This window comes from Gordonia humi (assembly GCF_014197435.1).
GTDB lineage: Bacteria > Actinomycetota > Actinomycetes > Mycobacteriales > Mycobacteriaceae > Gordonia > Gordonia humi.
Genome location: NZ_JACIFP010000001.1, coordinates 2,262,208 through 2,289,099, shown reverse-complemented (window position 1 = coordinate 2,289,099; position 26,892 = coordinate 2,262,208). Strand labels below are relative to the sequence as shown.

Annotated in this window: 25 protein-coding genes; 9 read left to right on the top strand and 16 right to left on the bottom strand. The window is 69.0% G+C overall.

Features of this window, described 5'->3' with window-relative positions:
• Positions 1-14: 14 nt before the first annotated feature.
• The 10 genes from glmS to BKA16_RS10440 form a co-directional block, all read right to left on the bottom strand.
• Entirely contained in the window at positions 15-1,877 is a 1,863-nt protein-coding gene (gene glmS, locus BKA16_RS10485; protein ID WP_183370595.1) for a glutamine--fructose-6-phosphate transaminase (isomerizing), read from the bottom strand.
• 27 nt (positions 1,878-1,904) lie between these two features.
• On the bottom strand, positions 1,905-2,804 hold the full coding sequence (locus tag BKA16_RS10480) for a dienelactone hydrolase family protein (protein WP_183370594.1): 900 nt from the start codon (positions 2,802-2,804) through the stop codon (positions 1,905-1,907).
• Between the two features lie 70 nt (positions 2,805-2,874).
• Positions 2,875-3,060, bottom strand: a complete 186-nt coding sequence (locus BKA16_RS10475; RefSeq protein WP_183370593.1) for a hypothetical protein — start codon at positions 3,058-3,060, stop codon at positions 2,875-2,877.
• Positions 3,057-3,644: a hypothetical protein gene (locus tag BKA16_RS10470; RefSeq protein ID WP_183370592.1), complete on the bottom strand. Its 588-nt coding sequence runs from the start codon at positions 3,642-3,644 to the stop codon at positions 3,057-3,059. Before BKA16_RS10470 ends, BKA16_RS10475 begins: the two co-directional genes overlap by 4 nt.
• On the bottom strand, positions 3,641-3,943 hold the full coding sequence (locus BKA16_RS10465; protein ID WP_183370591.1) for a hypothetical protein: 303 nt from the start codon (positions 3,941-3,943) through the stop codon (positions 3,641-3,643). The genes BKA16_RS10470 and BKA16_RS10465 overlap by 4 nt, the downstream gene beginning before the upstream one ends.
• A gap of 64 nt (positions 3,944-4,007) precedes the next feature.
• Positions 4,008-5,360: a phosphoglucosamine mutase gene (glmM, locus tag BKA16_RS10460; protein WP_183370590.1), complete on the bottom strand. Its 1,353-nt coding sequence runs from the start codon at positions 5,358-5,360 to the stop codon at positions 4,008-4,010.
• 8 nt (positions 5,361-5,368) lie between these two features.
• Positions 5,369-5,884, bottom strand: a complete 516-nt coding sequence (gene rpsI, locus BKA16_RS10455) for a 30S ribosomal protein S9 (protein WP_382427066.1) — start codon at positions 5,882-5,884, stop codon at positions 5,369-5,371.
• A complete protein-coding gene (gene rplM, locus BKA16_RS10450; RefSeq protein ID WP_183370589.1) occupies positions 5,881-6,324 on the bottom strand; it encodes a 50S ribosomal protein L13 in 444 nt (147 codons plus the stop codon). The genes rpsI and rplM overlap by 4 nt, the downstream gene beginning before the upstream one ends.
• 148 nt (positions 6,325-6,472) lie before the next feature.
• Positions 6,473-6,988 (bottom strand): YceI family protein, encoded by a 516-nt coding sequence (locus tag BKA16_RS10445; protein WP_183370588.1) that lies wholly within the window; start codon positions 6,986-6,988, stop codon positions 6,473-6,475.
• Between the two features lie 211 nt (positions 6,989-7,199).
• Positions 7,200-9,002 carry an AMP-dependent synthetase/ligase gene (locus BKA16_RS10440; RefSeq protein ID WP_183370587.1) on the bottom strand — a complete coding sequence of 601 codons (1,803 nt, stop codon included), beginning with the start codon at positions 9,000-9,002 and terminating at the stop codon, positions 7,200-7,202.
• A 202-nt stretch (positions 9,003-9,204) separates the two neighbouring features.
• On the opposite strand from BKA16_RS10440, the gene BKA16_RS10435 reads away from it, so the two are divergent.
• Positions 9,205-9,981, top strand: coding sequence for an SDR family oxidoreductase (locus BKA16_RS10435; RefSeq protein ID WP_183370586.1), 777 nt, complete (start codon positions 9,205-9,207; stop codon positions 9,979-9,981).
• A gap of 6 nt (positions 9,982-9,987) precedes the next feature.
• Here BKA16_RS10435 and BKA16_RS10430 read toward each other — a convergent pair whose 3' ends face one another.
• The 4 genes from BKA16_RS10430 to eccCa all read right to left on the bottom strand — a co-directional run bounded on the left by BKA16_RS10430 (position 9,988) and on the right by eccCa (position 17,887).
• A complete protein-coding gene (locus BKA16_RS10430; protein ID WP_183370585.1) occupies positions 9,988-11,202 on the bottom strand; it encodes a PucR family transcriptional regulator in 1,215 nt (404 codons plus the stop codon).
• Between the two features lie 150 nt (positions 11,203-11,352).
• Positions 11,353-12,204: a polysaccharide deacetylase family protein gene (locus BKA16_RS10425; protein WP_246371721.1), complete on the bottom strand. Its 852-nt coding sequence runs from the start codon at positions 12,202-12,204 to the stop codon at positions 11,353-11,355.
• 641 nt (positions 12,205-12,845) lie between these two features.
• On the bottom strand, positions 12,846-13,973 hold the full coding sequence (locus tag BKA16_RS10420) for a type VII secretion-associated protein (RefSeq protein ID WP_183370583.1): 1,128 nt from the start codon (positions 13,971-13,973) through the stop codon (positions 12,846-12,848).
• Entirely contained in the window at positions 13,970-17,887 is a 3,918-nt protein-coding gene (gene eccCa / locus BKA16_RS10415; RefSeq protein ID WP_425489490.1) for a type VII secretion protein EccCa, read from the bottom strand. Before eccCa ends, BKA16_RS10420 begins: the two co-directional genes overlap by 4 nt.
• A 112-nt stretch (positions 17,888-17,999) precedes the next feature.
• Between eccCa and eccD the strand changes: the two genes are divergently transcribed.
• Both eccD and mycP read left to right on the top strand, forming a co-directional pair.
• Positions 18,000-19,439, top strand: a complete 1,440-nt coding sequence (gene eccD / locus BKA16_RS10410) for a type VII secretion integral membrane protein EccD (protein WP_183370581.1) — start codon at positions 18,000-18,002, stop codon at positions 19,437-19,439.
• Position 19,440: 1 nt separating this feature from the next.
• Positions 19,441-20,748, top strand: coding sequence for a type VII secretion-associated serine protease mycosin (gene mycP, locus BKA16_RS10405; RefSeq protein WP_343067362.1), 1,308 nt, complete (start codon positions 19,441-19,443; stop codon positions 20,746-20,748).
• Here the strand turns inward: mycP and BKA16_RS10400 are convergent.
• Complete coding sequence (locus tag BKA16_RS10400) at positions 20,678-21,631, bottom strand: 4-hydroxy-3-methylbut-2-enyl diphosphate reductase (protein WP_183370580.1); 954 nt, start codon at positions 21,629-21,631, stop codon at positions 20,678-20,680. The genes mycP and BKA16_RS10400 overlap by 71 nt on opposite strands.
• A 34-nt stretch (positions 21,632-21,665) precedes the next feature.
• Here BKA16_RS10400 and BKA16_RS10395 point away from each other — a divergent pair, with 34 nt between their 5' ends.
• Genes BKA16_RS10395 through BKA16_RS10385 form a run of 3 tightly spaced genes read left to right on the top strand, consistent with a single transcriptional unit; the run spans position 21,666 to position 23,757 of the window.
• Positions 21,666-22,292, top strand: a complete 627-nt coding sequence (locus tag BKA16_RS10395) for a lipid droplet-associated protein (protein WP_183370579.1) — start codon at positions 21,666-21,668, stop codon at positions 22,290-22,292.
• Between the two features lie 53 nt (positions 22,293-22,345).
• Complete coding sequence (gene xseA, locus BKA16_RS10390; RefSeq protein ID WP_343067361.1) at positions 22,346-23,539, top strand: exodeoxyribonuclease VII large subunit; 1,194 nt, start codon at positions 22,346-22,348, stop codon at positions 23,537-23,539.
• A complete protein-coding gene (locus BKA16_RS10385) occupies positions 23,536-23,757 on the top strand; it encodes an exodeoxyribonuclease VII small subunit (RefSeq protein WP_183370577.1) in 222 nt (73 codons plus the stop codon). The genes xseA and BKA16_RS10385 overlap by 4 nt, the downstream gene beginning before the upstream one ends.
• 9 nt (positions 23,758-23,766) lie before the next feature.
• Here the strand turns inward: BKA16_RS10385 and BKA16_RS10380 are convergent, their stop codons facing one another.
• A complete protein-coding gene (locus BKA16_RS10380; protein ID WP_183370576.1) occupies positions 23,767-24,351 on the bottom strand; it encodes a DUF4245 domain-containing protein in 585 nt (194 codons plus the stop codon).
• Positions 24,352-24,454: 103 nt separating this feature from the next.
• Between BKA16_RS10380 and glpX the strand changes: the two genes are divergently transcribed.
• From glpX to BKA16_RS10365, 3 genes are all read left to right on the top strand, one after another.
• Complete coding sequence (gene glpX, locus BKA16_RS10375) at positions 24,455-25,444, top strand: class II fructose-bisphosphatase (protein WP_183370575.1); 990 nt, start codon at positions 24,455-24,457, stop codon at positions 25,442-25,444.
• 89 nt (positions 25,445-25,533) lie between these two features.
• Positions 25,534-26,211, top strand: coding sequence for a PIG-L deacetylase family protein (locus tag BKA16_RS10370; protein ID WP_183370574.1), 678 nt, complete (start codon positions 25,534-25,536; stop codon positions 26,209-26,211).
• Positions 26,212-26,398: 187 nt separating this feature from the next.
• Entirely contained in the window at positions 26,399-26,884 is a 486-nt protein-coding gene (locus BKA16_RS10365) for a hypothetical protein (RefSeq protein ID WP_183370573.1), read from the top strand.
• Positions 26,885-26,892 lie beyond the last annotated feature (8 nt).

Here is a 26,892-nt window from a genome sequence, read left to right as displayed (position 1 = left end):
GAGCGCCGACTCCCCTACTCGACCGTGACCGACTTCGCGAGGTTGCGCGGCTTGTCGACGTCGTAGCCGCGCGACTGGGCGACGGTGGCCGCGAAGACCTGCAACGGGACCGTGGACACCAGCGGCTGCAGCAGGGTCGGCGTCGCCGGAATCGGAATCAGGTGATCGGCGACGGCGGCCGCGGCCTCGTCGTCGGGTTCGGCGATCACGATGGTGGCGGCACCGCGCGCTTGGATCTCGCGGATGTTGCTGACCATCTTCGAGTGGAGCAGGGCGCGACCGGTGGGCGACGGCATCACGACGATGACCGGCAGTCCGTCTTCGATAAGGGCGATCGGGCCGTGCTTGAGTTCGCCCGCGGCGAAGCCCTCGGCATGGATGTACGCGAGTTCCTTGAGCTTGAGCGCCCCCTCGAGCGCCACGGGGTAGCCGACGTGGCGTCCCAGGAACAGGACGGTGTCGCTGGAGGCGAACGAACGAGCCAGCTCGCGGACCGGCTCCATCTGCTCGAGGACCTTCGCGACGGCGGCCGGGGTCTCCTCGAGTGCCTCGAACTCCCGGACCACCTCGTCCTGGTATTTGGTGCCGACGGCCTGGGCGAGTGCCAGACCCACCATGTAGGCGGCGGCGATCTGCGCGAGGAAGCACTTGGTGGACGCGACGCCGATCTCCGGACCGGCGTGCGTGTAGAGCACCGCGTCGGATTCACGGGGGATCTGCGCGCCGTTGGTGTTACAGATCGCCAGGACGCGGGCCTTCTGGTCTTTGGCGTGGCGGACCGCTTCGAGGGTGTCGGCCGTCTCGCCCGACTGGCTGATCGCCACCACCAGCGTCGACCGGTCGAGCACCGGGTCGCGGTAGCGGAACTCACTGGCCAGCTCCACCTCCACGGGCAGGCGGGTCCAGTGCTCGATGGCGTACTTGGCGATCAGACCCGCATGGTACGCGGTACCGCAGGCCACGACGAAGACCTTGTCGACGTCGCGCAGGTCCTGGTCGGACAGGCGCTGCTCGTCGAGAACGATCCGGCCGTCGTGCAGGTGGCCCGACAGGGTGCTCGCCAGCGCCTCCGGCTGCTCGGCGATCTCCTTGAGCATGAAGTAGTCGTAGCCGCCCTTCTCCGCGGCCGCGAGGTCCCAATCGATGTGGAACGGGGTACCGCCGGTTGGCTCGCCGTCGAAGTCGGTGATCGTGTAGCCGTCGGCGGTGATGACCACGACCTCGTCCTGACCGAGTTCCACCGCGTCGCGGGTGTGCTCGATGAACGCGGTGACGTCGGAGGCGACGAACATCTCGCCGTCGCCGACACCGACGACGAGCGGTGTGGAGCGTCGCGCGGCGACGATCGTGTCCGGGTGGTCGGCATGCGTGAACACCAGGGTGAAGGCGCCTTCGAGGCGACGCAGCGTCGTATAGGCGCTGGCCACGAAGTCGCCCGCGTGCTCACCGGAGGTGTACTCGCGCTCGAGGAGGTGGACGGCGGTCTCGGTGTCGGTGTCGGAGGCGAAGTCAACGCCCGCGTTCTCCAACTCCGTGCGCAGCGGCGAGTAGTTCTCGATGATGCCGTTGTGCACGACGGCCAGCCGACCGTCCACACTCACATGCGGGTGCGCGTTCCGGTCGGTCGGCTGACCGTGCGTGGCCCACCGCGTGTGTCCCATGCCGGTGCTGCCGCGCAGCGTGTCGGCGCCGACCTCGGCGATCTGCTTGTCGAGGTTCTCCAGACGCCCGGCCTTCTTCTCCACCGCCAGTCCCCCGGCGCCGTCGAGAATGGCCACACCGGCGGAGTCGTACCCCCGGTACTCCATCCGCCGCAGGGCGTCGACGACGATGTCCAACGCGGGACGCGAGCCCACGTATCCAACGATTCCGCACATAGTCAGAAATCGTACCGGTAGGGAGCGTCACGCCTTGGGCGGCTTGGCTCCCAGCAAGAGTGACAGGTGATCGAGCGCCGCGGGGTCGGCGTCGTCCACCGAGGTCGCGATCGCATCGGCCATCGTCGACTCCGGGTCGGCGAACGCCGCGTAGCGTTCGTCACCGGTGAGTGCGTGCAGGAGATATCCGGTGAGCTGAGCACGGACCGCCTTGTGCGTGGCCTTGTCGGCGCCGTTGATGCCGAGGAGCGCCTTGGGTCCGAACTTCTCCAGCAGGCCGCGATCGTCGGCGTCGTCGACGGTGCGCAACACCACGTCGCCGCCGAGCTCGGCAGCGAGCACCAGGGCATTGCCGGTCATCGAGTCGAGTTCGCCGGGAGCCGACAAGACCAGCGACGGCGCGCTGACCGTCGCCGCGGCGGGCAGCAGGTCCGCGGTGGTCGGCGACGGGAACACCGCGGCGAGAGCGCGCAGTTCGATCGGCGGTCGGCCCAGCAGCGTCGACTTCGACGCCGCCCGTACGGCCGCTGCCGCGCCGAACCCGTGACCGGCGACGCCGACCTGCTTGGGATCGACGCTGACCGTCCCGTCGCCCAGCTGGACGCTCTGCAGGACGGTGACCGCCGCCCGGAGATCGGTGGCGAGGTCGACGTCGGAGGCGAAGACGCCCGTCTGGCCGTCGGGCACCGCGACGACGATCCCCCACGAAGCGAGATGGAACACCAGGTCTCGGTAGCGCGGACTTCCGGCGAGCCAGTCGTGTGCGAAGGCGACGGCGGGAAGGCGACGACCGTCACGCGGTGCGAAGATCTGTCCGCTCATCCCGACGATGCCGAGATCACCGCGGTCCACCTTGTGCGGTCCACGACGGGCGAGTTCTGTCATCAGCTTGTCGGGCGGCGGCGCCACCACTTTCTTCCCGAACACGCCTCCACCCTATCCCGCGGCGGTCCGCTCGCCGGCCGACGCGCCTGGATCGATGAATCGCCGCGGCCGGTCACCGTCGGTGCCGACGCCCGGCCGCGGGCGCGCGGAGCGGCGGCAACAGAGCGTCGTCAGCGGCGGCCACGACGATCCGTGGCTTCGAGACCGCCTGTTCGCGGCGCAGGAGATAGCGGCGTTCGGCCTCGTCGAACTCGTCCGCGGCCCCGGCGGCGATCCTCGTGATCGGATCGGCGCTCATCGCAGACCCGCCAGCACGAGTTCCCCGGCGGACGCGGCGCCGTCGACCGCTTCCCGCGCCAACGCGACCAGCGCGCGACTCGCGGTGCGGCCGACCGAGTCGGCGTATTCGATGCGTGCCACCAACTCCGCGCGGACGTCGTCGTCGGCCACGGCGCCCGCGGACACCGCCGCGGGCAGCGCGTCGACGTCGACGCCGCCCAGAACCGGGTCGCAGACCGCCGCCATCGCGCGCCGGTACCGGACCAGGACGTCGTCCGCCGCCGTCGCCGCGGACTCCAGTGCGATCGCGGTGGTCGCGATGTCTGCGACCACCGCGTCGAGGTCGGCCGTCGCCGAGCTCAGCACTTCTGCCGCGGTGTCGCCCGCGCGCCCCGACCAGAGGTCCCCGAATGCGGACGACTCCGCCCATGCCGGGTCGCCGAGACGATCGGCCACCGCGCGCACCCGTTCGGCGTCCGAGGCGAGCGCTGCGGTGTCGAACGCCTGCACGTCGACGTGAGCCCGACGTACCGTGTGGTCGTCGAACGAGATCAGCCCCAGCCGCGCACCCACGTCGAGGATCGCGATGAAGTCGTCGATCATCTCCGCAGTCCGATCAGCCGGGTGGACGCCTCCGCGTCGGCAGCGGTCAGCACCGCCGACTGGCGTCTGACGTCACCGGTCGCACCGTCGAGTCCGGACACCGCCCGTTCGAGGCGGGCCGACAGGTCGGTCAGCCGCGGCTCCAGACCGGTCGGTCGACCGTCTCGCCACCAGGCGCCGAATCCGCTGCCGGCGAGCAGGGCGGCGCACTCGGCGGCGTCCGCCACCAGGGCCGCCCGCCGCGCCGTGTGGTCGATCAATCCGTCCGCATCCACATGGACGTCCGATGTCTGCTCCATACCTGTTAGACGCACCGGATCGTCATCGGGTTCCACGACACACCGGGCGCGGAGGAGCGGTTCGTCAGACGGCGGCCACGACCGCGGCGACGCGCTCGGCGATGCCGCGCGCGTCCTCGTGGGTACCGGCCTCGACCATGACGCGGACGAGCTGCTCGGTTCCGGAGGGGCGCAACAGGATTCGACCGGATCCGTCGAGTTCGGCCGCGGCGACCCGGACCGCGTCCTGCACGGCCTGGTCGACGGCGACCGCGTGCTTGTCGCTGACCGGGACGTTGATCAGTTCCTGCGGAAGCACGGTGACGACCGCCGCGAGATCGGCCAGTCGTGTGCCGGTCGACGCGACGCGGGCCGCCAGACGCAGACCGGTGAGGACGCCGTCGCCGGTGGTGCCCGCGCTCGGGATCACGATGTGACCCGACTGCTCGCCGCCCAGCGCGTACCCGCCGTTGCGGAGCTCTTCGAGGACGTACCGGTCGCCGACGCCGGTGACCTTGACCTCGATGCCCTTCTCACGCATCGCGAGGTGGAGACCGAGATTGCTCATCACGGTCGCGACCAGCACGTTGTCGACGAGTTCGCCGCGTTCGAGCATGTCCAGGGCGAGGATCGCCATGATCATGTCGCCGTCGACGACGGAGCCGGTGGAGTCGACCGCGAGGCAGCGGTCGGCGTCGCCGTCGTGCGCCAGACCGAGATCGGCTCCGTGCTCGAGGACGGCGGCCTGCAGCACGTCGAGGTGGGTGGACCCGCAGCCGTCGTTGATGTTCAGTCCGTCGGGGTCCGAATGGATCGCGATGACGGTGGCGCCTGCCGCCTGATAGGCGTGCGGGCCGACCGTCGATGCCGCGCCGTTGGCGCCGTCGACGACGATCGTCAGACCGTCCAACGAGCCGGGGACGGATGCGGCGAGGTGACGCAGATAGCGTTCCTCGGCGTCGGGTGCGTCGTGCAGACGGCCCACTCCGGCTCCGGTCGGGCGCAACTGCTCGACGTCCATCGCGGCCTCGATGGCGTCCTCGACCTCGTCGGCCAGCTTGTGGCCGCCCGCCGCGAAGAACTTGATGCCGTTGTCGGGCATGGGATTGTGCGATGCGGAGATCATGACGCCGAAGTCGGCGCCGTAGTCCGCGGTCAGGAATGCGACGGCCGGGGTCGGCACGACGCCGACCCGGATCGCGTCCGCACCGGCGGCGGCGATGCCGGCGCACAGCGCGGCCTCCAACAGCTCACCGGAGGCTCGGGGGTCTCGACCGACGACGACACGCGGTCGGACTCGGTCCGCATCGTCGCGTCGGGAGTTCGCATCTGCACCGAGAACAGAAACGGCGGCCGAGGCCAGGGCCAACGCGAACTCTGCGGTGAGTTCGTCGTTGGCCCGGCCCCGGACGCCGTCGGTGCCGAAAAGGCGTGCCACAGAAGCGATCAGCGCTTGCTGTACTGCGAAGCCTTGCGGGCCTTCTTCAGACCGTACTTCTTGCGCTCGACGGCACGCGCGTCACGGGTGAGGAAGCCTGCCTTCTTCAGGGCCGGACGGTCCTCGGGGCTGACCTCGATGAGGCCGCGGGCGATGGCCAGACGCAGGGCGCCTGCCTGTCCCGAGGGGCCGCCACCGACGAGACGAGCGTGGATGTCGAACGACTCTTCGCGCTCGACGGTCACCAGCGGGGCCTTGATGAGCTGCTGGTGGACCTTGTTCGGGAAGTAGTCTTCCAGAGTGCGGCCGTTGAGGGTGAACCCACCGTTGCCTGCCACGAGGCGGACGCGGACGACGGCCTCCTTGCGGCGACCGACGGTCTGCACCGGGTGGTCCAGGACGACCGGACCGCGCGACGGCGCGGCCTCGGCGTCGACGACCTCGGTCGACTCGGTGGTGTACGAACCGTCCTCCAGGACGACTTCTTCGTCGGCGACGACCTCGACGTTCTCGTTCTCGCTCACTGGGAAACCTGCTTGATCTCGAAGGGGACGGGCTGCTGGGCCGCGTGCGGGTGGTTCGGGCCTGCGTAGACCTTCAGCTTGGAGGCGATCTGATCGCCCAGCTTGTTCTTCGGCAGCATGCCCTTGACAGCCTTCTCGACGAGACGGTCGGGACGAGTCGCGAGGACCTCGCCGACGGTGCGCGACTTCAGACCGCCCGGGTGGCCCGAGTGGTGGTAGATGCGCTTGTCGTCGGCCTTGTTGCCGCTGATCGCGACCTTCTCGGCGTTGATGATGACGACGTAGTCGCCGCCGTCCACGTTGGGTGCGAAGGTCGGCTTGTGCTTGCCGCGGAGCAGGTTCGCGCTCTGCACGGCGAGGCGGCCGAGCACCACATCGGTGGCGTCGATGACATGCCACGTACGCGTGACGTCACCGGCCTTGGGGCTGTAAGTAGCCACAGTAGGTCCTCACTTGAAGTGTTCGTTGCTGGTCGGGCGGGTCGTGCGGAGTCGATTCCCGGCGACCAGTTGGGACCCGGGGACTCCTGCGGTGCACGCCGCCGAGGATTCAGAGTACGGGGCGGCGGGCGTGCCGGTCAAAACGACGTCACAGCGCCAGGCTCCACTCGACGTCGACCTCGTCGGCGACCTTCAACGCTCCCATCATGAGCGAGTACTGCTTGAGTCCGAAGTCGGCGTGCCGGATCCGCGTCGATCCGGTCGCCCGGTCGCCGTCACGAGTCACCCGGACACTGTGCTCGCGGGAGGCGCCGGCGATAGTCAGCGTCCCGTCGAAACGGTAGCCGTCGCCGTCGGGCGTCGCCGACGGAGCGGTGAACACGATCTCCGGATGCTTGTCGGCCTTGAGCGACTTCAGTGCGTTGGTACGGGCGACGAGCCGTTCGGGCGCGGTCATCGGGGTGAGTCCGCCCTCGCCGCCGCGTACCTCCAGGGATCCGACCGCGACGCGGACGGCGACCTGCGACGGCGCGTCGACATCGACGGTCGCGCTCCAGTCGGTGAAACCGATCGTGAGGCGGTGCCCGGTGCGCGCGGCCTTGCCGGTGACGCCGGTGCGCAGCGTCAGATCGCCGGTGTCCGGGCCGAAGATGGTGATCGCCATGCGGACCAGCCTATCGAACGCGATGAACCGCACCAGAAGGCTTGGACATCCTTGGAATCGCCAGACCGACCATCATGACGGGGATGCGAACCACCGACTTCTTCGCTCGCATCGCCGAAATCGTCGGCGCTGAGCCGCGATTGCGACGCTGTTCGTAACGCAGACGCACCGACGGGAGGTCTCACGTCACCGGCGAGTCCCTGAAGCTCCGCTAACCGGAACGATCGCGAAGGTGGAAATCCACCTCGTCGCCGGCATAGAGCGCGTCAATCGTCTCGCCGTATTTGTTCTGCACCACGGTGCGCCGGATCTTCAGGGTGGGGGTCAGCTCCCCACTCTCTACGGTCCAGGGATCGGCGAGCAAGGCGAATCTGCGAATGCGCTCGTGCCGGGCGAGCTGCGTGTTCGCAGACGCGACCAATGTGTCGAAGACTTCGTGGAGTCGATCGCTGGCGAGGACCTCGGCGGATGGACCACTAAGACCGAGGTCGGCACCGATTCGCTCCAGGTCCGGAACGATGAGCGCGACGTTGAAGGGACGCTGATCGCCGATGACGACAACCGATGACACCAGTGGGGATGCACTCGCCAATGCATCCTCGATCCGCGACGGCGACATGTTCTCACCGCCCGCGCTGATCATCAGTTCGCGTTTGCGCCCGACGATACGGAGCCGATCAGCGTCCCATTCTCCGAGGTCCCCCGAGTGAAACCATCCGTCGGCGTCGAAGGCGGCGGCGGTCGCAACGGGATCGTCGCGGTAGCCGGTCGCGAGGTGGGGGCCCCGGATTAGGACCTCGCCATCGTCGGCGAGGACGACCTCGGTACCGGGCAGTGCGCGTCCGACGGTCGTGAGGTGATGTTCTCCGGCGGCGCTGAATGTAGCGACTCCGGACGTCTCGCTGAGACCCCACAGGTCATGCAGGGGCATCCCGATGGCCGCGAAGAACAGGTGTGTGGAGCGCGGAAGGGGTGCCGAACCTGTGATGATCCATTCGGCCGCGTCGAGTCCGACGGACTTGCGCATCGGCAGGAACCAGTCGGTATCGCTTATCGCAACCTTGGTTGCCAGCTCGGGTGGGATCGGCAGTCTCGCCTCCCGCATCTCGATGGCCGTACACGCGTCGTCGACGGCGGTCCGGATCGTTTCCCGGAGGCCAGGTGGCTCCTCGTCAATCTCGTGCAGAAGCCGGAGGTGCAGTCGCTGCCAGATTCGTGGCACCGAGGTGTACAGCGTCGGCCTGATATCGGGTAGAGCGTCGAAGAGTGTGCGGTGGTCGGCGATCGTGGTGACCGATGAGCCCGATACAAGCGCGACGTAGTGACCGATGATGCGATCCACGATATGGGCGTGAGGAAGGTACGAGATCGTGCGTCCGGACGAGAGTGAAACGACGGAGCCGATGAAGCGGATCACGAACAGCAGTGACCGGTGGGACAGTTCGACGCCTTTGGGCGGCCCGGTGGTTCCGGAGGTGTAGATCAGAGTTGCGGGCGAATCCGGCGAGACGGTGGGCGGAGTGAATGGAGTCCGGGATCCCCGCTGCCGGAGTGCACTGAGGGTGGCCGGAGTGCCGTCGCCGGAGCCGCTCGGCTTGTCCAGCAGTTCCGACGGACCCACCTCGATGAAGGTGAGGGGATGCCTGTATTCCTCGAGGCGCAGTGCCGCCAGCAGTGCCGGCTCGCCGATCACCACTCCGGCGCGTGCGCGGCGCACCAGTTCGGCATTCTGAGGCGGGGCGGCGTTGATGTACAGCGAGAACGGCGTTGCACCGGCGATCAGCGACGCGGTGTCGATGAGCTGCCATTCTGGACGATTCCCCAGCAGGATCGCGACTGTCGACCCGGGTCCGATACCAAGCGATGATAGACCCGCGGCCAGATCGTCGGCGATGCACTGGTACTCGCGCCAGGTCAGATCGATCCGGCCGGCGCTGTCGCGGAGAGCGCGCGCGTCCGGTGTCGCCCGGACAGTGGAACGAAAGGTCGAAACCAGGGTGTCATCAGAATCCATGACGACGACGATAGGGGCCCGTCCGACGCTGCGAAACGGCCTCGGAGACCACCCCGCGGTAGACGGTGCGGCCACTGAATCCGACGGCCGATCGCGCCATTCTTGAAGCGTGGTCCACACCTCGCCGGCGCACGCGTGGACCATCAGTGCTCATTCCGCCCGCCGGTGCTCGTCCCAATGAACAGAACGGACAACCCTCCTCATGACTATCCGCGTGGACTACACAGATCTCTTCAGCGTCGAAGAAAAGCTCGTCTTGGTGACAGGTGGGACCAGTGGCATCGGCGCAATGATCGCTGAAGGCCTGTTCGCGCAGGGCGCGCAGGTGATCGTCGCCGGCCGCAAGACCGAGTCGCTTGAACGGGCACGCCGGTCGGGTCTGAAGACCGTACAGGTCGACCTCGCCCGAGACGGTGCTCCGCAGTCCTTGGCCGAGCACATCAATCGCGACTACGGACGCCTCGACGTCTTGATCAACAACGCGGGCACCACCTGGGGACGGCCGATCGCAGAATTTCCGGTATCTGGTTGGGACAAGGTCGTCGACCTCAACGTTCGAGTCCCTTTCCTGTTGACACAAGCACTGCTGCCAACGCTCACGAGGTCGGGAACCGCCGACAACCCGAGCCGAGTCATCATGATCGGCAGCATCGACGGCGGCCTCCGCGTGCCCGAGACGCCCTCGTACTCGTACTCGGCCAGCAAAGCGGCGGTGCACCAACTGACTCGGCATCTTGCGCGCGACCTCGGCGAGTCCAGAATCACCGTCAACGCCATCGCACCCGGACCGTTCGAGTCTCGGATGATGGACGCCGTCCTCGCCGCCGACGGCAATCGGATCGCCGCATTGTCACCGCTGGGCCGTATCGGTCGTCCCGAGGATGTCGTCGGTGCGGCTACCTATTTGGCAAGCAAGGCCGGTGCCTACCTGACCGGTGCGATCATCCCGGTCGACGGTGGAATCGCCACGACCGCCTGACAGCAGCTACCGAGGGGCGGAGTGATCGGCCAGCGGGACCAACTCGATGGCCACGCGCAGCAGCAGGTCTCCCGGGTCGAGTTCGATCTGCAGTCGCTCGGCGATCCGCTCCAGGCGTTTGATCACGGAATTGGTGTGAAGCCCCAGCGCTCGCGCAGTTCTGGTGGGGCTGCCCGACTCGCCGAACCAGACCCGCAGCGTGAGTATCAGGACGGGCTGGTCCAGCAGCGGTCCCACTCGCCTGGTCACGATCGATCTAGCCAAGTCGTCGGCATGAGAACCCATGGAAATCAGTGCCACGTCGTCGAAATGGATGAGACGCGGCTCTGGGCGGAAGGTAGTTGCCACACGCCACGCTTCGAGCGCCTCGCGATGGCTGGTGCGGAACCCGACTATTCCCGGGTGGGCGGCCCCGAATCCGGCCCTTACCCCGTTCGGAAGATCGTCGGAAAGCGAGCGAGTGTTCAACGACGGGGACTCCAGAGCCAGCCAGCCGTGGATCGTGTGATGGTCGATGGGAAGCTGCAGGAGTTGCCGCGCCCGCGTTGCGGCCTTCACGTGCGCCGCGGCCCGATCGAGCTCGGGGCCCGCCGGATCATCGGACCACAAGACAAATGCGACGTGGTAACCCTTGAACCCGTAGTTGAGGCGTTGCTGAGCGGCGGCCTCGTCGACGTCGTCGCTCAGTACGCGCCGTATCCACTCATGCAGGTCGGACACGGTGCGACGGCGCAGCAGTTCGATTTCGCGCAGATGGAGTGCGACTGCGGCGGTCATCGCCGCTCGCAGGTAGCGGTAGAGCCGATCCATGGCGATCTCCAGCGCATCTGCTCGCGTGGCGTCGTCGACGCGGGGCCGATCGTTGCGCAGTGAGTGGGCGAACATCCGAACCACCACATCGCCGGCGGTGTCGTAGGCGAGGACCAGTTCCGGAAGGTCGATTCCCGAGGTCGCCAGGTGCTTGGCCCAGCGCCTCGCCGGTGCCGCAAGCCGGACCTGGGGCCGCACGTCTCCGGTCTCGGCGACCTGGTAGAGGACCGGCAGGTGCGCAGTCAGGGCAGAGCGCAAGAGTGCGCGATCATCGTCGGTGCCGGCCACTAAGGGGGTAGTGCGAACGACCGCGGCGAACATCTCCTCGACGATCGTCTCGCTCTCTCGCTCAAGCCAATCGAGGAAGATCTGCAAACCGGTCAACGCTCGAGCTTCGTCTTGCCGATCCATCATTCGATGCTAGTCCTCACTTCCTCACCGCCAGGCACGTCGTGACTGCTGCGCCGATCCTCATTTCCGGGCTGCCGCTGGCCACGCGCGTTGCTGTTCGCCACGGCGAATACGCTTCGCCTCGCCACGATCACCGCGGGCGAGTCGGAGCTAGGACCAGTCCCAGTCCCATTCACCGCCCACACGTTTCACGATCGGTTTGAGGATCCGGTCCTCGTACACGTGGAAGCTGTCGTAACCGTCGAGGGGGCTCGCGTTCAGTACGGCAGCAGCCATTTCGGGCGGTATCTGGTCTCGTTCGACTCCGGCGGCGCTGAGCTGGCGCTCCAGATGGTTGCGGAACAAGTGGGTCACAGGCGGGAGTAGTTTGTTGCTGGGGTGCCGCATGGCCTCATCGAGGCCGATGAATTCGACGCCGATGTCGGCGAACCGATCCAGAATGGCTCCGAGCATGTCGCTGGCGATGGGCGTCGAGTGGATCAGCCAAATGCAGGGTACGTTCGTGCTCCATAGTTCTCGTGCAGCGCGAACGTGACTGCGCAGGTGGAATTCGGCAGCGTCGACATAACTCTGGCGCAACATGGCGAGGGCCTCACCGTCGCGATTGACCTTCGCACGGTAGTACGGAGCGATCCAGGCGAAGTCGCCGAACCACGCGGTGATCGGCGCGACCGTATAGCCGGCGTCGCGGAGGTGGTCCTCGACCATTCCGCGCTTGTACTCGGATCTACCGGTCATATCCATCGCGTACCGGAAGTACCGCGTCGGAGCGCGGTCGAGCAAGTCTCCCAGGTGTTCTTCGGCAGTATCGATGTCGTCGACGTATTGCTTGCCGCTCACCCAATTCAACGAAGCGTGATGATGCGTGTGATTCCCGATGTGGTGGCCCGAATCGGTCCACAGCTCAAGGGTCTCTCGCAGTTGTGGGGACGCGACGACGGGATGGGTGTGCGGGAATCCGTAGCAGCCTGAGATGTTGCGCTCGCCGAGTGCGTCCACCATCGATGACACGATTCTCTGGGATGTGTACCCCGTAGGAAGCGGAGACCCTTCCCACAAGATGAGTTCGTCGACGGTGACGGCGACCCGAATGGGCTCTGTAGCGCAGAATTGAGACATTGCGTGGTCCTTTTACAATGGGTGAACTTGAGTCGGGCCCGCGTTGCGGCCGGATAACGTCATACCCCGACCTGAACGTGGCGTGACTCACAGTAGGTTGTCGAACGAGACAACGTGAGATGCGCTTACTCCACCCAGAGGTGGCGTTAGCCACCACCAGTCGGACTCGCCCGATACGTTTCGCCGACCTACTAGGTCGCGCCAACCACCGCCCGAGTCAAGCCGTCCGCCAGAGACAGCGACGAAACACTCACCGAGACCATCGACCGTAAGGGCAACACCGACGATCTGATGTTCATGGCCGTCCGCGGTGAAAGCCGACAGGTGCACCTGCCCGTACTGACCGAGCCCTCACATCGTCTATCGCAGCGACTCCAGTTCCACTCGACATCGACGGTCGCGCTCCAATCGGTGAAACCGATCGTGAGGCGGCGACCGGTGCGCGCGGCCTTCCCGTGACGCCGGTGCGCAGCGTCAGGTCGCCGGTGTCCGGGTCGAAGACGGTGATCGCCCATGCGGCCTGCCTACGGACTCCGCCGTGCCCGCACCGAGCCGACGGCGGCCGAGCACACCGCGTGGATCGTCTCGTCGCCGCTCCCCCGTTGGCAGCCGACACTGGTCTGCACACCGCTCTCGACGGCGACGTACCAGGCGATCGGCGGACCCGAGGCGGGAGTCTCGCGGTAGGAGATGACACGGCGGCCGCCGAACACGGTGTCGGGTGCGAATTCGAGGATGCCGATGTCGCCGCGTTGGAGAAGGCGGTTGGCCAGGCTCTCGGACACCGAGTCGCGGTCCGAGCCCGGGCGCAGCGGGGTCACGACCACGATCAGGCGACCGCCGTCGGCGGGGTCGGCGAACACGGCGCGGACCCCCGAACCGTCATCGGGTCGGTCGTCGGCGAGGTCGGAGCGGCGCCAGTCCGCGGGCACGGCGACGACGACGTCGCCCACCGCGTGTTCGGTGGTCGCCGATTCGGCGGGCGAGGATCCCGGGCGTACCAGGGCGAGGCCGACGGCGAGGAGCGCGCAGAGCGCCGCGCCGACGGCCAGGGGCGTCTTCGACCGGGGCGACGGAGCGGGCGGCGGCCCGACCGCGGCCTCGATCGACTCCCGCATCGACGGTTCCCGACCGCCGTGGCGTGCCACGAGAGCGCGGTCGGCGCGGAGCACACCGGTTGTCGCGGCCGGAATCGTCCGCATCGCCGCGTCGATCGACTCCTCGTCGGGGCCGTCGACGACGACGAGGTCGACGGCCGCGATCATCGCCGCCCAGTCCGAATCCGCCGCGACCTCGTCGGGCGCTGTGACCAGTCCTGCGGTGATCGCCCAGTCGCCGTCGCACAGGACCAGCAGATGCGCCGACCAGTAGCGTCCGACGGCGGGCAGGAGCGCGGTCTCGATCACCGCGCAGCGCGTGGCCGTCGCATCGGTGTGGCTGCGCGCCACGGCGATCGCCCGCGGCACCACGTCGGCACCGTCGAGCCTGCGTCGGAGTTCGGCGATGCGTCGTGAGCCCCAGACGGTCGGACACGTGGTCTCGCCGTTCGCGACCGACACCGTGATCGACCACGCCGGGTCGTCGATGTGTTCGAGCAGCTCGGCCACCGCCTGGTCGTGCTCTCCGTAGGCGAGGTCGACGACGCCGGTCATCGCCCGACCTCGCCGTCGGGCGCGACGATCTGGACGATGTCGGCGGCCCGGCTGCGCGAGACGTATTCGCCGCGCCCCACGCCGAACCGCTGCATCCGGTGTCGGCCGACCACATATCCCTCGTCGGGATCGCCGGACATCAGGAACACGTCGCACGACAGGTCGCGCATCCGTGCGATGAACGGATCGAACAGCGCCCGTCCGACACCGCCGGAACGTCGCGCCAGGATCACCCGGAGTCCGATGTCGCGGGCGTGACCGAGCAGATCCGTCAGTGGCGCGAGAGGATTCCCGGCGGGACCGGCGACGAGATCGTAGTCGTCGATCACCAGATACACGTCGGGGCCGGTCCACCACGTGTGATCGGCGAGCGCCTCTGGAGTCGCGTCGTCGGCGGGCAGCCGCCCGGCGAGGACTTCGGCGAGCTCGGTCGCCATGGGGGCCGCGGTCCGCGCCGACGTCGCGTATCCGGCCAGGTGATCGCCGGGCACCGCACCCAGCAGGGTGCGCCGGAAGTCCACCAGGATCACCTTGACGCGGTCCGGCGGACCGGATGCGACGAGCCCCTCGACCAGCACGCGCAGCGTATGCGTCTTCCCCGCCTCGGCATCGCCGAACACCAGCAGGTGAGATTCGCGGCCGAAGTCGACGATGTACGGCTCCAGCGCGGCCTCGGACAGTCCGATCACCGTCTGCCCGACGTCGACGGCGACCGGATGGGCGGCGAGGTCTGCCGCCGACAGGTACGAGGTGAGCGTCCGGACCGCGGGCGCATGCAGACCGGGGTGCCGTGCGGCGACGGCGTCGATCAGGGTCTGCGTCGACCCGTCGACGGTCGGCACGGCGACGAGCTGGTGCAGGCCGTCGGCGGTGATGCCGCGGCCCGGCCGGTCGGCGGGGACCCTGACTGCGGCGCGTCGGTCCATCTCGGAGTCGAGTGCGTCGCCGAGCCGCAGCTCGATGCGGGTGCCGAGCAGATCCTTGACGGCCGGGCGGATGTCGGCCCATCGGCCGGCCGCGACGACGACGTGCACCCCGTACGACAGACCCTGCGCGACGACGTCGGCGATCTGTTGTTCGAGGTCCTCGAACTCGCTGCGGAGCACGGCGAAGCCGTCGATCACCAGGAAGACGTCCCCGTAACCGTCGTCCCCGTAACCATCGTCGGCGTACCCGTCGGCGGCGGCCTCGCGGGCGGCGAGCACCCCGGTCACGTCGGCGACGGTGCGGCGCACGGCGTCGGGTCGGGTACGGGGTGCGACGGCGCCGACGTGCGGCAGTCCGGCGATCGCGGCCAGTCCCCCGCCGCCGAAGTCCAGGCAGTAGAAGCTCGTCCGGTCCGGGCCGTGCCCCAGGGCGAGCGAGGAGATCAGGGTGCACAGCGCGGTGGTCTTCCCCGATCGCGGGCCGCCGACGATCGCCGCGTGCCCGGCCGATCCGGACAGGTCCACACGCAGCGGCTCGCGACGCTGGTCGTACGGCCGGTCGACGACGCCGATCACCGCGCACAGCGCCCCGGCGCCCGCGCCGGTCTCAGCGATCACCGCGTCGAGGCCGATCGAGTGCTCCAGCGGCGGCAGCCAGACCGGATGCGGCGACGCCCCGTGACCGGCGATGCGACCGACGAGGGTGGTCAGCACGGTCGGCCCCATCGCATCCGCCTCGGGCTCCGGCTCGTCGTCGACGGGCAGGTCGACCACGGTGTCGGCGCGCAGGACGGTCACGATGCCGCCGGTCGAACCGGCGCTCGAACTCGACTCGTGCGGCGGCGCGTACGGCGCCGACACGAACGACGATCGGAATCGGATCGGCGTCGACGAATCGCATTTGAGGTAGCCCGCACCGGGTTCGCTCGGCAGGTGATATGCGTCCGGCACCCCGAGGACGGTGCGGGACTCGTTGGCGGAGAAGGTCTTCAGACCGATGCGGTAGGACAGGTGACTGTCGAGCCCGCGCAGGCGCCCCTCTTCGAGACGCTGCGAGGCGAGCAGCAGATGGATGTGCAGTGAGCGACCGAGGCGACCGATCGCGACGAACAGATCGGCGAAGTCGGGTTTCTGCGCGAGGAGTTCGGAGAACTCGTCCACCACGACGAGCAGTGCGGGCAGGGGCTTGAGGTCGGCGCCTGCCGCGCGGGCCCGCTCGTAGTCGGTCACATTGGCGAAGTTCCCCGCGGCGCGCAGCAGTTCCTGCCTGCGATGCAGCTCCCCCGACAGGGCGTCCGCCATGCGGTCGACCATCTCCAGCTCGGATTCGAGGTTGGTGATCACCGCGGCGACATGGTTCGACTCGAGGCCGAGAAACGTTGCGCCGCCTTTGAAGTCGACCAACACCAGGTTGAGTTCGTCGGGCGAGTGCGTGGCGATCAGACCCAGGACCAGCGTCCTCAACAGCTCCGACTTCCCGGACCCCGTCGCGCCGACGCACAGCCCGTGCGGCCCCATACCGCCGTGAGCGCTCTCCTTGAGGTCGAGCAGCACCGGATCGCCGGACGCCGTGTACCCGATGGGCACACGCAGACGATCGGGGCCGCGGCGTCCGGTCCACTGCGCCGCCGGTTCGAACGCGCCGACGTCCCGGACACCGAGCAGTCCGCCGATCCCCGGATCGGAGGCGGTCAGCGACACGTCGAGGTCGGCCAGCGAACCGAACGACGCGGGCCGGTACCGCGCCAGGCGTCGGGCGATCGCCTCGGCGTCGGCGAGCGCACACCGGTCGGCGACGGCGAACTCCTCGGTTCCCGCCTCCGTGCGCGCCGACAACGCGGTGCCGTCGACGATCAGCGACAGGCCGCGCCTGGTGGCCAACGAGTCGGCCGTCGCACCGAGTTCGAGGACGGTCACACCGTCGAGACCTGCGCCGACGGCCAGTTCCTCCTCGCCGGTCACCTCGCCGTCGCCGAGAAGGAGCACCAGATGGCGCAGACCGGGCGACGGTTCGGTCCGCGAGAAGCGCCCCCGGTCCGCGAGGTGTTCGGCGAGATCGTCCTCGGCGGCGCCCAGCGAGCGATAGAACATGCGGGTCGGCCCGAGACCGTCCACGCGATCGGGATGCCCGACGTGCGGCAGCCATTTGAGCCAGTCCCACTCCGGTGCGACCGGATCGGCCGCGACGACGGCGATCCCGAGGTGGTCCGGTCCGTGCTGCACGGCGAGCCGGGTCAGTATCGCGCGGACCAGCGCGTGGACGTCGTCGTGCGGCCCGGACAGGCTGACCGCGGGGAATCCGCGCAGTGCGACGGCCGTCGGCAGGTTCGCGACCGCGGCACGCGCCTGGACGAATCGTCGCAAGGCCACCGCGGACACGGGTTCGACGGCCTCGACGGGCGGTGTCTCCGGTGAACGCAGATCGCCGGCGAGACGATGCGTGCCGAGGCCGACGCGGACGTCGCCGAAGTCGTCGTCCGCCGGTCGGCGCTCCCACATGCGGTCGGTGCCGATCAACGAGGCGATCGCGCGCGGATCGGGATGATCGTGTTCGGCGTCGGCCCGTTGGGTCGCCGCCACCTCGTCGGCCGTCTCTCGCAACTGCGCGAGGTGCCGGAGGTAGTCCTTGCGGTCCTCGTTGATCTCCGCGGCACGCGCCGGACCGCCGCGCCCACCCGAGGCGACCATGCCGACCATCGACATCACCATCATCAGCGGAAACATCAGGAACAGCGGATTGGCGAACGCCGAGCGGCCTCCGGTGATCGCCATCATGGCGATCATGCCGACCACGGCGACGACCATAACCGCAGGCAGAAGACGTAACAGCATGTTCTGTGGGACACCGCGCGAGAGTTCCGGCGGCGCCGCGACGGTCAGATCGCCCGGCGGCGGGACACTACGCATCGGCCGCGGTCGGCGGCGATGTCCGATGGTCGGCGACCACGCGGGCCTCGCCCACCCGTCCGAAACACCCTCAGTGCTCATGATTCCCCCGAATCCCCCACTGTGCGGCGACGACCTGTGGTTAAGTTCGACGCCAGGTCGCCTTGCGGCGATATGTCGGTTCTACACCGAACCTCGGGGGAGGGTCTGTCGAATGACCGTTGTGACTGGATCAGTACGGATCTCGGTCGTCGGGGGACGATCGCAGGTCGATGTGGCGGTGCCCGCGGATCTGCCGCTGGCCGCGCTGCTACCCGATGTGCTCGCCTTGCTGCACGTCGACGACGCCGACCGATGTTGGACGCTCGCCCGCATCGGCGACGGTCCGCTGGCCACCGCGCAGACCCTGGCCGACGCCGACGTGCACGACGGCGATCTGCTGATCCTCACCGACGACCCGCCCGCGTCGCCGGGCGCCGCGGTCGACGACGTCGCCGCCGGTGTCGCCGCGCTGACCCGCCAGACACGCCGCGAGTGGACCGCGGAGTCGGCGCGGTGGGCGGCCTACGCGGCGGCCGTGACGGCCTCCGTCGTCTCGGCCGCGGCGGGCGTGCGGGCCGCGTGTTCAGGCAGTGCGACGGCAGCCGCGGCGTTCACCGGCGCCGTCGCCCTCACACTGATCGTGGCCGCACTCGCCGGTCGTCGCCTGACGGTGGACCCGCGCACCTGCGCCGCCCTCTCGATCTGCGCCTGCGTCTTCGGCGCGGCCGCCGCCGTAGCCGCCGCCGGCCCGTCGACGTCTGCGCGGATCGCGCTCGCCGGAGTGGCCGCCGGGACGATCGCGGTCGTCGGCTGTCGCGGCACCGGGACCGCTCCCGCCGCGCACACCGCCGTCGCGACGGCTGGTGCGGCCACAGCGGCGATCGGCGCTCTCGCCGCCGTGTGGCACGCGCCCGCATCGTCGATCGCCGCGGTCGCCGTCGCGGTCGGCGTGGTGATCCTCGCGCTCGCGGGTCGCGGATCGATCGCGCTGGCGCGGCTCCCGCTTCCGCCGGTTCCGGTGGCCGCACCCCCTACCGACGATCCGGCCGCTCGGCGGTCGACGGTCGACGGGGTGGATGCGCTCGGACCGATGCCGCCGGACCCGTTGGGCGCGCTCGCCGACCTCGCGCTCGCCGACTCCGAGGTCCTCGCCCGACGGACCGCGGCGGCGTCGTCGTTTCTGACCGGGATACTCGGCGGCGCAACCGTCTTCACCGTGGCGTCGGTGACGGTGACGGCCGTGCTCGGTGCACCGGACACCGTGGTGCTCGCCTACTGCGCGGTCGCCTCGGCCGCGCTGCTGATCCGCGGCCGCGTGCACGTCGATCGAATCCAATCGGCCGTCGGGATCCTCGGCGGCGCCGCGGCGATCGCCGCGGTCGTCGTCGCCTCGATGCTGACCGGATCGGACGCGTCGACGCCGGTGATCGCGATGATCGCCGCGGCCGGACTGGGCGCGGCCGGCCTCGGGGTCGGCACGGTGGCCGCGGGCCGTGAGTTCTCGCCGCTGCAGGTCCGCGCGGTCGAGATCGCGCAGTTCGCAGTGCTGATCGCGCTGATCCCACTGCTCCTGTGGGTGCTCGACGCATATCGTCTCGTCCGCGAGTGGTGACGTGCGCGCGATCGGAGTCGTCGTCGCGGCGCTGACGGCGGCGACCCTCCTGCCGGCACCGGTGCTCGCCGCTCCGATTCCGGCGGCTCCTCCGACGGCCACCGAGCAGTTCGCGCGGTGCGCGAGGCCGGTCGCGTCGCCGTCGCCGGGCGTGCCCGCCGGTCATGAACTGCTCGACGTCGCGATGGCGCATCGTTTCAGCCGTGGCGAGGGAGTCACCGTCGCGGTGATCGACACCGGGGTGAACCCGCATCGCCGGCTGCCCGGCGTGATCGGCGGCGGCGACTACGTCTCCGACGGCGACGGCCTGAGCGACTGCGATGCGCACGGCACACTCGTCGCGGGGATCATCGCGGCCCGCCCCGATCCCGCCGACGACTTCGTGGGCGTGGCGCCGGCGGCGCGGATCATCGCGATCCGCCAGTCCAGCGGTGCGTTCCGTGCCAAGAACTCACGCGCCGACGACGATGTGACCGTCGGCGTCGGGTTCGGACCGCTGGGCACGCTGGCGCAGGCGATCAGGCGCGCGGTCGACCTCGGCGCGACCGTCGTGAACATCTCCGAGACCGCGTGCGTCGCCGACGAGTCACGACTCGACGACGACGCCGTGGCCGGGGCCGTGCGGTACGCGATCGACCGCGACGTGGTCGTCGTGGTGGCCGCCGGGAATCTCGCCGAGGCCACCGCGTGCCGGGAGCAGAATCCGGATCCGGCGACCGCGATCGCGACGATCGCCACCCCGGCCCGCTTCGCGCCGTTGGTGTTGACCGTCGGGGCCGCCGACGCCGACGACGGGCACGCCGCGCCGTTCAGTCTGCGCGGTCCGTGGGTGTCGGTCGGGGCGCCGGGCACCGACGTGGTCAGTGTCGCGCCGGTCGGTCGCGGGATCGGACCTGTCTACGCGTTGGCCGGTGACCGCGGTCCGGCGCCGCTGGCCGGAACGAGCTACGCCGCACCGTACGTCTCCGGGACCGCGGCCCTGGTGCGGGCACGCTTTCCGGAGCTGTCGGCGCCCGAGGTGATCGAGCGGATCGTGGCCACCGCGCAGGGCGGCGGGCGCGACGGCGCCCTCGGCGCGGGCGTCATCGACCCCGTCGCAGCGCTCACCGCTCATCTGCCGTCGCGCCCGGACTCGTCGAGGACGCACGCCGTCGCCGCCCCCGCACCACCAGACATCGAACCCGGCGGCGGGTTCCGGATCGCGATCGCGCTCGTCGTCGCCGCTGCCGTGCTCGCGCTCAGTCTGCGGTTCGCGCGGGGCGCAGTTCCCGGGGAAGCGCGAAGGTCAGCGTCTCCTCGGCGGTCGTGACGGTCTGCACATCGTCGAACCCGTGCTCGGCGAGCAGCTCGACGACGCCCCGCACCAGTACTTCGGGGACCGAGGCGCCTGAGGTGACGCCGACGGTGCGCACGCCGTCGAGCCACGCCAGATCGATCTCACGGGCATAGTCGACCAGGTGCGACGCGACCGCGCCGTTCTGCAGGGCCACCTCCACCAGCCGCACCGAGTTGGACGAGTTCTTGGAGCCGACGACGAGCACCAGGTCGCACTGCGGAGCCATCGCCTTGACCGCCACCTGGCGGTTCTGCGTGGCATAGCAGATGTCGTCCGACGGCGGGTCGTTGAGCAGCGGGAACTTCTCGCGCAGGCGGTCGACGGTCTGCATGGTCTCGTCCACGGACAGGGTGGTCTGAGACAGCCAGACGACGCGCTCGGGGTCGCGGACCTCGACCTGATCGACCGAGCCGGGGCCGTCGACGAGCTGGATGTGCTCGGGCGCCTCCCCCGCGGTGCCCTCGACCTCCTCGTGACCCTCGTGGCCGATGAGGACGATGTCGTAGTCGTCCCGCGCGAACCGCTTGGCCTCCTGGTGGACCTTGGTGACCAGCGGGCAGGTCGCGTCGATGGTCTTCAAGCTCCGCTGTGCGGCGGTCTTGTGAACCTCCGGGGAGACGCCGTGCGCGGAGAACACCACGATCGCCCCCTCGGGGACCTCGTCGGTCTCGCTGACGAACACCGCGCCGCGCTCGGTGAGGGTGTCGACGACATGTCGGTTGTGGACGATCTCCTTACGCACATAGACCGGGGCACCGTGCTTGTCGAGCGCACGTTCCACGGTCTCGACCGCCCGGTCGACGCCCGCGCAGTAGCCGCGCGGCGAGGCGAGGAGGACACGCTTGGATTCAGCCATACCTCAATCGTACGGGCTATGAGAAGGTGTTTACATGAACCGACCTCCGTATGCTGCTCGCGTGGTCGCGGGCCTGCTCGTCACCACCGTCGAAGAGACCCGGAAGCTGCCGACACGCGTCATCACCATGCCGATGTCGGCGGTCAGCAGTGCGGTGCAGGCCGGCATGCGACTGCAGCAGAACGTCGCCGAGTTGGCGATCAAGGGCGACGAGATCCTGGCGCCGATCTTCGACAAGACCGAGGAGCAGCCGGCCTGGGCGACGTTCGACGAAGACGAGATCGATCCACCCGCGCCCGCGCCCGCACCGAAGGCGCCCGCGCAACCCGCCTCGGCGGTGGAGACTCCTGACGACGCCGCCGAACCCGAGCCCGCAGCGGGGCGTTTCGCCCTGTACAGCTCGCCGCCCGCCGACGTGACCGCCGGAACCACCGCCACCGCCCCCGTGGAGCCGTCGGGGTCGTCGCCCGCGATCGTCACCGAGATCGGCTACGACTCGCTGACCCTGGCGCAGCTGCGCGCCAAGGTCCGCACCCTGGGGCTGGCCGATCTGCAGACGCTCGCCGAGTACGAGCGCGCCAATCGCAACCGTTCGCCTTTCGTCACGATGATCGACAATCGCGTGACCGGTGAGCAGAAGAAGGCCGACGCCGCCCAGTGACATCGGGTTCCCAGGGACAGACACCGGCCAGCTCTCCGGAGACGCCGTGGCCGGTGCGCACACTCAGTTTCAAGCTCGCCGAATGGATTCACCGTCTCGGCCAGGTGTGGGTCGAGGGACAGATCACCCAGATCAACGCGCGGCCGGGGACCCGGACCGCGTTCCTCACGCTGCGCGATCCGGCCGCCGACATCTCGATCTCGGTGACGTGCGATCCGAACATCCTGCGGCGCAGTCCGGTTCCACTCACCGACGGGACCCGGGTGATCGTCTCGGGCCGCCCCAACTTCTACTCCGGACGGGGCACGCTGTCGTTGCGGATCACCGAGATCCGGCCGGTCGGAGTCGGTGAGCTGCTGGCCCGGATCGAGCGGCTGCGCGGCCTGTTGGCCGCGGAGGGGCTCTTCGACGCGCGTCGCAAGCGTCCGCTCCCGTTCCTCCCCCACACCGTCGGCCTGATCTCCGGACGAGCCAGCGCAGCCCAGCGGGACGTGCTCGCCGTCGCGCGGCAACGGTGGGCGGCCGTGCAGTTCGACGTCCGCGACACTCCGGTTCAGGGGCCGACGGCGGTACCGGCGATCCTCACCGAACTCGCCGCACTCGACGCGGATCCACGCGTGCAGGTCATCATCATCGCGCGCGGCGGCGGCAGCGTGGAGGACCTCTTGCCGTTCTCCGACGAAACACTGTTGCGTGCCGTCTCGGACTGTCGCACACCGGTCGTGAGTGCGATCGGTCACGAACCCGACAGCCCGCTCCTGGATCTGGTCGCCGATCTTCGTGCGGCCACCCCGACCGACGCCGCCAAGCGCGTCGTCCCCGATGTGACCGCGGAACTCGCGGCCATCGCATCGCTGCGTGATCGCAACGCCAACGCGCTGCGCAACTGGGTGCACCGCGAACAGCGTGTGCTCGACGGACTGCGTACGCGGCCCGTCCTGGCGAACCCGTTGACGATGATCGACGCCCGCCAGGAGCGGGTCGACGCCGCCGTCGTCGACATCCGGCGCAGTGCGCGGCACCTGCTGACCGTCGAAGAACACCGGAACGCGCAGCTCACCGCGCGTCTGTCGACCTTGGGGCCCGCACAGACCCTGGCGCGCGGCTACGCCGTCGTCCAGCGCACCGACACGGACCGCCCCCACGCCGTCTCGAGTGTGGACGAGCTGCCCGCGGGTGCGCGGGTCCGCATCCGGGTGGCCGACGGCTCACGGCACGCCACCATCGTCGAAGGAGATCAGTCATGACCGAATCCACCCCGACACCGGTCGACGAACTGTCGTACGAGGACGCCCGGAACGAGCTGTCGGAGGTCGTCACCGCTCTCGAACGCGGTGGCCTCGGGCTGGACGAGTCGCTGGCCCTGTGGGAACGCGGCGAGGCGCTGGCCACCCGCTGCACCGCGCACCTCGAAGGTGCGCGGACACGGATCGAGGCCGCGTTGAACCCGGACGACGAGGACTGACCGGATCGGTCACCCGATCGGCTTGGGCCGATCCGACGCGATCGGCTGCGCCGCCATCACACCGTCGGCCAGGACGCGCATGGACTCGTCTCTGCCGCGACTCTTGACGCCGACGCGGACGTCGCCGAGGTCGACGATCCACGCCTTCTGATGGTCTTCGAGGTTCTCGTAGGTGACCCACATCTGTCCGCCGATGTCCTGGGTGCCGGTGCCGGACACCTCGTCGCCGAGAAGGCTGCGAACGAGTTTCTCCTCGGTCGCATCGGTCTGCGTGAGCTGGACGTACGCGCCGCCCTCGGTGATCCAGCCGACGTTGCTGCTCAGCTTGTCACCGATCTCCTGCGTCGACCCGGAGTTGGGCTGCCACGCCCGCGGCACCGTCGGCTCGCGGATCGGGAACGGCATGGCGGACGCGTCCGCGTGCAGTCCCTCGGACACGTCGAAGTGCGGCACCTTCTGTTCACTGGCGTCGGACCCGAAGCCCCAGCTGCAGCTGCCGGCGATTCCGGCGACGACCAGGATGATCACTCCCAACGCGATGAGTGACCAGATGAGGTCCTTGCCGTCCTGCAGGATCCTGGGTTTGTCGGCCATGCCAGCCATTATCCATCAGCCGCTGCGGCGACCCTCGAGGGCGGGTGCCCCCGACCGCGTGAAAGAATGGCCAGGTCTGAGTTGTCTTATCGAGCGGAGACCCATGTCGACCAAGCAAGCCCCCGACCGTAACCTCGCGATGGAACTCGTCCGAGTCACCGAGGCCGCGGCGATGGCCGCCGGCCGCTGGGTGGGACGGGGCGACAAGAACGGCGGCGACGGCGCCGCCGTGGACGCGATGCGTGAACTCCTCTCGACCGTCTCCATGCGCGGCACCGTCGTGATCGGCGAGGGCGAGAAGGACGAGGCGCCGATGCTGTACAACGGCGAGGTGGTCGGCAACGGCGAGGGCCCCGAGGTCGACGTCGCCGTCGACCCGATCGACGGCACCACTCTGATGGCCGAGGGCCGCCCCAACTCGATCGCGGTGATCGCCGTCTCCGAGCGCGGCACCATGTTCGATCCGTCGGCCGTCTTCTACATGGACAAGATCGCCGTCGGCCCCGAGGCCAAGGGCGCCATCGACATCAACCAGTCGGTCGAGTGGAACATCAACTCCGTCGCCGCCGCCAAGGGCATCGACGTCGCCGACCTGACCGTCGTCGTCCTCGACCGTCCGCGCCACGCCGATCTGATCGCCGAGATCCGCCAGGCGGGCGCCAAGATCCGCCTCATCTCCGACGGCGACGTCGCCGGAGCGGTCGCGGCCGCGAGCTCGGACAGCTCGGTCGACATCCTGATGGGCGTCGGCGGCACGCCGGAGGGCATCATCACGGCCGTCGCCATGAAGTGCATGGGCGGCGAGATCCAGGGCAAGCTGTGGCCGAAGGACGACGCCGAGCGTCAGAAGGCCATCGACGCGGGCCACGATCTGGACCGTGTCCTCGGCACCGACGACCTGGTGGCCGGCGAGAACTCGTTCTTCTGCGCCACCGGCGTCACCAACGGCGACATGCTGCGCGGCGTCACCTACCGGCCGACCGGCGCGACGACCCGCTCGCTCGTGATGCGCTCCAAGTCGGGCACCATCCGCACCGTCGAGGCCGTCCACCAGACCTCCAAGCTTCGCGAGTACGCGCGCCTGGATCTCTGACCGACCGCTCCCACGAACGGCCTCGGTGTCCGCACCGGGGCCGTTCGTCACATCTGCACCCGTCGGACCTCCCGGCTACCCTGGCCGGTATGACTGAGACTTTCCCCGAAGACTGGTCCACCGCCCTGGCGCTCGTCGCCCACCCCGACGACCCCGAGTACGGGATGGCGGCAGCCGTCGCCCGCTGGACTTCTCAGGGCAAACGGGTGGTCTACGCCCTCGCGACCAGCGGTGAAGAAGGTATCGAGGGCATGTCGCCCGATGAGTGCGGGCCGCTGCGCGAAGGCGAACAGATCGCCTCGGCAGCAGTCGTCGGCGTCGACGAGGTCGAGTTCTGGGGTTTCCCCGACAGTCAGATCTTCAACACGCCGGAACTGCGTGCGAAGGTCGCCGAGACCATCGAACGCATCGCACCCGACGTCGTCCTGAGCCTGTACGGCGGACCGGAGTGGGCGCCCGGCTTCCCGAACCAACGCGACCACATGGAGTTCGCCGCCGCCGTGGTCGACGCCTTCGACGGCCTCGAGAACAAGCCGCGGGCGCTGTTCACCAACGGACCGGACGTGACGCACGCCGCCGACGTCGAAGGCTTCACCGACGCCGCGATCGCGGCGCTCGAATGCCACCGCGTCTACCTCGAGGTCCTCGATCCGAACACGCCGGTCGTCGAGCAGGCGACGGCGCAGGTCGACCGCGGCACCGGCCCCATCGACGGCTTCGACGCCGCGCGGGCGTCGGGCTTCACTCTGGTCCGCGGCGACGCATAGTCGGCGAACGGCAGCGACGAAAACCATGCGCTACGCGTTGACACAGCTGGTCGAGATCATCCTGGGACCGGTGCGAGGCGCAGACCGATCCCGACTCGTCGTTCTCGAGTACCTGTCCATTCAGGTGATTGCGATTGGGCTCGGCTGGCATCTAGGACATGATCTGCCAGTCCGGTCACGAGTGGACATGATCGGGGTGGCGGTCGGCCTGGCGGCACCGGTCGGCATCCTCGCGCCGATCGCCGTCCATCAGTCCGTTCACGCCGCTGCAGCGTTCGCGGTGCAGATGTGGCGAGCGACCGTCTCTCGAGTCCGAACTCAGGTTCCGACGAACCGAACGTGGAGCACGATCGAGGGCGCGACGCCAGTCGTTGTCACGACGACGATGGTCTTCGTCGGACTCGATATGGCCGTTCCCGCATACGCCGCCACAGCGGCCTCTCTCCTTGCCGCCCCCACCTGGATCCTCGTTCGAGCGCACGCCCCTTTAATGTGGCGCGTGGTGTACGCAGTGATCGCGGCCTCCCTGGTCGCGACCGCGTATCAGATCGCTCTCGCGGGCCTGTCTGCCGGACCCGCCGGGTTGATCGCATTGCCCACAATCTCGTATCTCTTCGGCCGACTGGCGTTTTGGTGGATGCGATACGCCTTCGTCGACGTCGCCGCCGATTAGACGACCAC